This window comes from Hyalangium sp. (assembly GCF_035629615.1).
In the GTDB taxonomy this organism is placed as follows: Bacteria; Myxococcota; Myxococcia; order Myxococcales; family Myxococcaceae; genus Hyalangium.
Genome location: NZ_DASPHO010000416.1, coordinates 1 through 7,737, shown reverse-complemented (window position 1 = coordinate 7,737; position 7,737 = coordinate 1). Strand labels below are relative to the sequence as shown.

At 69.2% G+C, this 7,737-nt stretch carries 4 protein-coding genes; 2 read left to right on the top strand and 2 right to left on the bottom strand.

Going from position 1 to position 7,737, the window contains the following annotated elements:
* Window positions 1-3,906 (top strand): hypothetical protein (locus VD972_RS21180; RefSeq protein WP_324989768.1); only part of this gene is annotated, 3,906 nt, incomplete at its 5' end.
* On the top strand, window positions 3,903-4,973 hold the full coding sequence (locus tag VD972_RS21175; protein ID WP_324989766.1) for a Wadjet anti-phage system protein JetD domain-containing protein: 1,071 nt from the start codon (window positions 3,903-3,905) through the stop codon (window positions 4,971-4,973). The genes VD972_RS21180 and VD972_RS21175, both read left to right, overlap by 4 nt.
* Here VD972_RS21175 and VD972_RS21170 read toward each other — a convergent pair.
* Both VD972_RS21170 and VD972_RS21165 read right to left on the bottom strand, forming a co-directional pair.
* The gene (locus VD972_RS21170; protein WP_324989764.1) at window positions 4,927-6,603 is read right to left on the bottom strand and encodes a hypothetical protein; all 1,677 of its coding nucleotides are present in this window, start codon (window positions 6,601-6,603) and stop codon (window positions 4,927-4,929) included. The genes VD972_RS21175 and VD972_RS21170 overlap by 47 nt on opposite strands.
* A 211-nt stretch (window positions 6,604-6,814) precedes the next feature.
* Window positions 6,815-7,609, bottom strand: a complete 795-nt coding sequence (locus tag VD972_RS21165; RefSeq protein ID WP_324989761.1) for a hypothetical protein — start codon at window positions 7,607-7,609, stop codon at window positions 6,815-6,817.
* Window positions 7,610-7,737 lie beyond the last annotated feature (128 nt).

Here is a 7,737-nt window from a genome sequence, read left to right as displayed (position 1 = left end):
CGGCGCCGGTTCTTCTCGATTCTCTCCGAGCGTGACTTCCGTGTGGAGGCGATCCCCATCGAGGGGCTCGGCGCCGAGCCCGTCCGGAGCTTCGAGGCGTTCCGGAGCTGGCTCGACGAGCTCCGCCAGGCCCGCCCCGAGCTGGAGGTATTCTGGGATGACACGCCGCGGAAGTGGACCGAGCACCTCGAGAAGATCGGCCTCGATCCGGAGCTGTTCCGTTATCAGCTCAAGATGAACGCGCGCGAGGGCTCTGCGGATGAGGCGTTCCGGTTTCGGACCACCGACGACTTCGTACGCTTCTTCCTGGAGGTTGCGTTCGAGACGGTGGAAGCCGACCAGGTCTCGGCGAACGTGGAGCGGTTCCGCGACAAGCTCGCACGAAGGCCTGAGCTGCTCGCGGAGCAGAGCTTCCTCATTGACGCCCGGCACCATCTGGTCCCGCTGCAGGAGGCAAACCGCGCCGTTCGTGCGACTCAGGAGCAGCAGGGGAAGGCCGAGCGTGAGGCCGCGGCCGTCCTGACCGCGCTCGTCGCCCGAGCCGAGCTTCACCGTGCCGTCGCTGCGGCCGCGAAGACCGAGCATGAGATCTTGAAGGAAGCCGAGCGCCGCTCGAGCAATGATGCGGACCGGCTGGCGCGCTGGGCGAATGGGCTGGAACGGCGCGCCTTGGAGCTGGATCTTCAGGAGGCAGAGGCCGCGCACGCAGCCGCGCGGGCCTCGCTCGCCCAAGCGGAGGAGCAGGTCGCCGTGGCCGAGGCGGCGGTGGCTCGTGAGCGCGAGCACGAGACGCGGGCCCGGATGAACGCGAAGTCCGAGGCGCTCGCGGCTGCGCAGCGGGAGCAGGAGCCCCTTCGTCGCTCTGTCCAGCGGGCGGGCGCGACTCTCCGGGCGCGGCTCACCGAGGCGGTCGAGACGGAGCGAGGCCGGGCAAGGGATGCGGCCGCCCGCGCCGAGGCGGCCCGGAAGCGGCGCGAGCAGTGTGACGAGCGCCGGGTTGCATGCGAGAGAGAGCAGGCCCTGCTCACGGCCAGCATCCACCAGATCGACGAGTGGCTGGCCCGGCGCGACGCCGAGCGCGAGGCTCTGCGGCAAGCTGGAGCCGTCGAGCTCCGCGAGGATGCTGCCGAGGCGCTCGCCCGGTGGGAGCGTCGGGCGGAGACGCGTCAAGCGGAGGCCGAGCACCACCGAGCCGCCAGAGATGACGCCCGCGCCCGGGCGCTCGCCGCCACCGAGGAGGCCAACGCGCGGGGTGTGACGGTGGCGCAGCTGGACACGGAGATCAGGGCAGAGACCCGCCGGCTCGACTCCGCGCGGGCGGAGCGAGACCGCCTGCAGGGCCGGACCGAGCTCCGAGAGTCCGAAGGGACGGAGATCCCCGATCTCGACGCTCCAGGGATCGTCGACCGGCTCTTCCTGGCCGCGGATCGCATCCACCGCCAGCTTCTCGCCGCGGCTGTCGAAGGCGCGGAGGACGATCGCGCGCTTCAGTTTCTCGATCGGGTGGGGCGGCTCCCTCCGAGTGCGGATACCGAGCGTGCGCTGAGTGTCCTTCGCAGCGCTGGGCTCCCGTCCTGGTCGGGGACCGAGTACCTCGCCGCCAACGTCCAGGAGGTGGACCGTGAGCCGCTCGTTCATGGCGATCCTGCAGTCTGGCACGGCGTGGTGGTCGCGGATGCAGAGTCCCTGGAGAAGGCCCGCGCCTTGCTCGCGACGCTCTCTCCTCGTCTCCCCGTTACCGTGGCACGTGCTCGCCTGGAGGGGACGCCAGGGACGGATGACCGGCTTGTCCTGCCAGGACATCCCGCCCACTGGGACGAGCGCGCGGGCGCCCGCTTCCGGGATGAGCTCACGGAGCGCCGCCAGCGGCGGGACCGGGAGCACGAGGAGCATCTGGGGCGAGAGCGCTCCTACCGGGCCGCAGCCGAGGCAGTCGAGCGATGGCGGAAGGAGTGGGGGGATGGGCGGCTGGCCGTTGCAGAGTCGGATCTCGAGCAGCGCCTGACGGCGCGGAGCCGCGCGCAGGCGGAGCGCGAGGCGGCTGTCGTCCGCAGCCAGGAGGAGGCGAAGCAGGAGCGGGAGGCGGAGCGCCAGCGGGAGGTGGCCGAGCGTGACAGGGTCACCTCCGAGCGCGCCGCCGATCGCATCCGGGAGTTTGTCCAGCGCTTCGAGCCACACGTGGAGCCTCGCCGCCGAGAGAAGGAGCAGGCGATCGAGAAGCGCTCCCTCCTGCAGGACGAGCTCGCGGCCCTCCGAGGTGCCCGGGATCAGGAGGACGCGCAGTGGCTTGCAGCCCGGGACGAAGCGGCAGCCCACACCCGGGGAGTCACCGAGCTCCTGGCCGAGCATGACCGCGTTGAGCTCACGGACGAGGGGCCCGCTGAGCCGAAGGATCTCGTTGCCGCGAGGGCAGCCTGGTCCGAGCTCTACGCGCGTTGGCAGCACGTGGTGTCCGAGAACCGGCTGCAGTGGGAGCTCGAGCAGCTCATGGAGCAGCTCGCGAAAGACACCGCCGAGCTCCGCCGGCTCGCTGGGGGACGCGAGCAGGCCGTAGAAGCCGTGGCGCTGGGAGAAGGGCAGGGTCGTCACGCCGTCGCGCTCAAGGCACGGGAGCAAGCAGCCTATGCCGGCGCGCAGGCGGAGCTTCGCGAGCGTCAGGCTCGGGCTCAGCTTCGTGAGGCTCCCAGGCGGCGGGAGGCGGACGATCTGCCGTCCGGAGAACCCCCCCCGGCCTCCGCCGCCGCCGCGAGAGCCCGAGCGGGGGAGTGTCGCCTGGAGCGGGAGGCTGCGGCCCAGAGACTGAAGGAGCAGCAGGGGCAGGCCGCCGAGGCCGAGCGCCGAGGCCGCAACAGCGAGACCGAGGTTGAGAGGTGCACCCATCGCTCGAAGCGGCTCCGCGATGTGCTGGGACACCTCCCGGAGGTACCGGGAGCCCTCTTGCCAGAGGACGCCGCGAGCGTCGACACCCTGGTCGAAGAGTGGGTGAGGGCCGTGCGAGCCTCGGGAGATGCCCTCGAGGTGGCACGCAAGGAGGCGGCCCGCCAGGCGGAAGCGATCCGGGAGGTGGCGATCTCCGCGACGCATGAGGGGCACCGCAGTCGCGTCAAGGAGCGGCTCAAGTCCCCTTCCGAAGAGCTCGCGGCCGTCGCGGACGAGCTGCACCGCGATGTCGAGGAGCGCCTGGAGGTCGTCCGCAGCACGCTCGCCGAGATCGATCAGGATCGACGGCTTGTCCTGCAGGAGCTCGACAAGATCGCGATGGACGGCGTGAAGCTGCTCCAGGCCGCGGAGCGTGCCAGCCGGCTTCCTGCGGGGCTTGGCGCATGGGAGGGGGAGCCGTTCCTGCGCATCCGGGCAGAGGTTCCTGGCGGTCAGGCCGAGCGTCAGGCCCGGCTCGAGCCGTTGCTCGACCGTCTGGTCGCGCAGGGAAAGGTCCCAGGGGGGCGAGAGCTGGTCGAGGCAGGGGTCCGCGAGCTCGCCAGTCGGCGCATCGAGGCCACCCTGCTCAAGCCCGATGCGGTCCTTCGCCGCGAGCGTCTCCCCGTGACAGAGATGCAGACCTTCAGCCGGGGCCAGCAGCTCACGGTGGCGATCCTGCTCTATTGCACGCTGGCCCAGCTTCGCGGCCAGCAGCGAGGGCGTCGCGGACGGGCGGACGGAGGCGTGCTGCTGCTGGACAATCCCGTGGGCACCTGCTCCAGCGTGCCCCTACTGGAGCTCCAGCGCCACGTGGCGCGTCAGATGCGGGTTCAGCTCGTGTACACAACGGGCGTGAACGACCCGGATGCTGTCGCGACCTTCCCCAACACGGTCCGGCTGCGGAACAACCACCGAGGGCGCGCGAGCGGTGACTTGCATGTCACCGTGGAGTCAGGCCTCGAGGGGATCCGTGTGGTGGCCACGTGAGCCTGCTGGAGGCGCTGGTCGAGGCGGCCCGGGGACGGCGCCGGCTCGAGCGTGCGGAGGTCTGGCGGGCCTTTCAGCGCGCCCACCCCGTGGAGGCCGCTGCTGGCGACGCGCGTGAGCAGCTGGTCGCGCGGCTGAGTGCTCTCGCTGCGGCGGGCCAGTTGACGCTGCCGGCCGAGGCTGGCGCCAGCTGGGACCGCAGCGCGCGGCCTGCCTTTCCGGAGTGGATTCTCCTCCCACGGCCAGCGGAGCCGGGCCCGGCCTTCGATGTGAAGGCAGTGCCGTGGGCCCCTGAGCTCGCGTTTGTCCTGGACCTTCCGAGAGTGGAGCACGCGGACGCGCTGCTTGCGATCCAGAGGTTTCTCGCCTCGGGAGGCCGGAGCCGCCCGCGGGTGCCGATGCGGGAGCGCTCGGTCCAGCTCCTGGGGGACGAGAAGGGCCTGGATCGGCTCGTTCGCACGCCGCTGTTCGGAGAGGGCCGGCTGACGCTCGAGGTGCTCCGGTGCTTCTCGATGGCGCCGCCGCTGGCACTGGAGCAAGGCCCGGCAGGCAGCGCGGGGCGGCCTGTGCTGGTGGTGGAGAACCACCACACGTGGTGGTCTTTCTGCCGCTGGAATGCCCACGAGGGCGAGTACGCCGCCGTCGCCTATGGCGCGGGGGGGGCGTTTGGACGACAGGCGGTGGAGTTCCTGGCCGAGCGCTGTCGGGAGTGGGGAGCACCGTATGTGCTCTACTTCGGCGATCTGGATCGCGAGGGGCTTGAGATTCCGCTCCGCGCGGAGCAGTTCGCGGAGCGGCACGGCCTGCGGATCCTTCCGGACAGGCGGTGGTACTCACGGTTGTTGGAGCGTGCTGACACCGCGGCGTTGCCGGTAGGCTCGCCCATGGCTGTGGAGGATGTGCTTGAGTGGCTGCCCGGCGATCTGCGGCCCGCCGTGCGCCAGCGCCTGGAGGAGGGGATTCGAGTGCCCCAGGAGCTGGTCGGCACGGAGGTGCTCGCGGCGGAGCAGGCCTCTCACGTCAGGGGAGGTCGTCCAGGCCCAGGATCCGGCCCAGCATCCCGTTGACCGCAGACTGATACTCGACCGGGATGCCGGAGAACACGCTGGTGAGGACGTCGGAGAAGAGCGTCCCCATCCTGTTCTGCTCGTCCCGGAGGCCGCTGTTGAGGAAGTCGACCAGTGCATCCGTCCCGGCGCCGACGATCTCCCCGGCCAACAGCCCAGCCGCAGGGCCACCGGCGGCCGTCGCCGCTCCTTTGGCCTTACCCTCGAGAGGCTTGAAGATCATGTTGACCAGCGCGGCGCGAGCCTCCTGCGAGTCCTGATTCGCCTCATGGGCGCCCTCGTAGCCAAGCGCGGCAGTGCCGATCAGGTAGCCCAGGAAGCCGCCCACGCGGTTGCGCTCGGTCTCGGTGGACGCACCGAGCAGCTCGCCCTTCAGCTCACCCACCAGCGTGTTGACCTCATTGACCACGGCGCCGTTGGGGTCGGGGTTCTCGAAGACAGACTCCTGGAAGTAGAGGGAGAGCGCCTCGCCCTTCGGGTCCATCGCCGGGTTTTCCCTCCTCTGCGCCGCAGGCAGGCCGACATCGTCTGGCCGGGTACCATCCGAGAGCCACTCGACGATGCTGCGGCTGTCCGAGAGGAAGAGCTGATCCAGGCCGTTCCGCAGGCTCTCGTTGTCGTTGCCCTGCTCGTCCAGGGTGTTGGCCGCGGTGCCGAACACCTGCGCCTTGTGCAGCTCGGCATCGGGGCCGCTGTAGTTCGCCATCATCCCGACGACCTGCTCCAGGCCGTCATGCTGCATGGAGGGGAAGCCGCTGTGGAACGAGTCCCGGCTGTGGGGCTGGATGTCGCCCAGGCCCTTGTCGAGGATGGTGAGGAAGTCGTCGCCCCAGGACTGCACGTACTCGTCGACCAGCGCCTGGCTCCCTGCCATGACGTTGCCGACGGCGCGCGCCATGAGCGGATCGGTCTTCGCCTGCTCCCGGGCTGTGTCGAGGTAGCCGCGCCGGGCTGCATCCAGCTCGGGGCCCCCATGCCGCAACAGGAGCGAGGCGTCGGTGTTGCCCTCGCTCGCCAGCTGCGTGCCCACCTGGGTCTGGAAGTCCGCAGGCATCGTGCCCAGGGCCGTGGCGATCGAGTTGAAGGTGCTCTGCAGCGCCGCGTCGTCGGGGAAGAACTGGGAGTTGTCGTTGAAGGTCCCGTTCACCGTGTCGGCGATCAGCTGAGAGGTCTCCTGGGGACCGAGCGCGTTGAAGACCTCGGGGAGCATCTCCGGGTCATTGGCCGCAAGCCATGCCAGGTCCTGGGAGCGGAGCTGCTGACCATCAATGCTCTGGTAGCGGGGGTTGTTCAGATCGGACAGCCACTCCACCGCCTGCTCCGGGCTCTCCGGAGGGATCCCCGCGTAGAAGGACTCATCGACGCCGGTTGCGGGAGGAATGGCCGTGCCGCCACCGGCAGGAGCCAGGGAAACATTCTCTTGAGAAGCTAGACTCTGAGCGGCCAGAGGCGCGGTGCTGAAGGTGGCTCCCAGGTCCAATCGCCGAGCCGGCGTCTGATCGAATCCATCCGCCACCTGCAGGGGGGCAGCCTTGGGAAGCTCGGTCTGACGCTGGGGCAGCGCAGGCTTGGCTTCCGGCTTCGAGAGCGCCGGGGTGTAGGAAGTTCCTGTCGATCTCGTTACGGTCATGGTGGCCTACCTGCCTTTGCGCTGGAGACGTTCTCTCCAGAGAGTTCAGCAGGATTATCCATTTGGGCCAGTATGGAGTTGCTCCGGGCAGTCAATTCGACCGATGGGTTAATGTGGTTTGATGTCGCTTCCAGGAGTCAGTCTGCCCACACTCGGCGACAAGGAGTCCGCCATGCCCGTCTGCGTGAGGGCGGAGCTGGGGCTGGACGCCTCACCTGGGTATGCCCCCATCCCCGCCAGCAAAGGGCCGGAGCGGGGGGGCCTGGGGCACGGACATCAGTCCTCCGTCCCGGTACTCCCACCGGACCCCGGCATCCCCCGGCAACATCGTCAGCCCGGGAATGACTCCAGGCTCCGCTTCCTGGGCCTCACCCGCGCCCTCGGGCCGCTCGAAGATCACCACTCCCGGCATGTCCACCGGCTCGGTCACGATCTTCACAATCCCGCTGTCAGGCGTCTCCAGGGCCTTCGGGCCAGGAACGACTCCCGGCTCCGTGATGACGATCACCGTCTCTCCCTCGGGCGTCTTCAGGCGCCAGACGCCATGGTCGGGCTCGGAGCCAACGACACGCCGGAGGATGCGGCCGTCCACGCTGATCGCGTACTTCGCGCCCGAATCCATCGCCGGAACCTGACGGTGGCAATAGGCGAGATCTTCTTCGACATAGACAAAGATGATGTTCCCCTGGCGGGTGAACCGGTACGTGTGCGCCTCCGGCCTGGCCCAACACGGCCGCTCGGAGTCCCCCGGAGCAAAGAGGTCCTGTTCGACAATCCTCAGGGCGCGCAGCACCTCGCCATCCATCTGATACGTCTTCCCCCGCTCCTCCACCGTGACAAGGCCCTGCCCAGTGGAGACCGGGAAGATGATCGACAGGTCATTCCCCGCAGGCGTTGGTAAGGGCCCGGTCGTACGGGCACAGCCTGAGAGGGCAATGAGCACTGGAAGTATCCACTCTCTCACGGTCATGACGGGCTCGCGGTAGGTATTCCGGCGGAAGTTCATCTGCCTCTGCTGCTCCTTGCACTAGCACCAAACGCGCGGAAGGGCCGAAACGGATGACCTGAAGAGTTCCGATGCCTCAGAGGGAGGATCCAGCATGTCCCCTCTGGGGCTCCGGAACTCCCATGTGA

What these genes read in the sequence shown, in the direction of transcription:
- VD972_RS21170 (WP_324989764.1), bottom strand. Translation starts at nt 6,603, where the DNA reads ATGACCGTAACGAGATCGACAGGAACTTCCTACACCCCGGCGCTCTCG.
- VD972_RS21165 (WP_324989761.1), bottom strand. Translation starts at nt 7,609, where the DNA reads ATGAACTTCCGCCGGAATACCTACCGCGAGCCCGTCATGACCGTGAGA.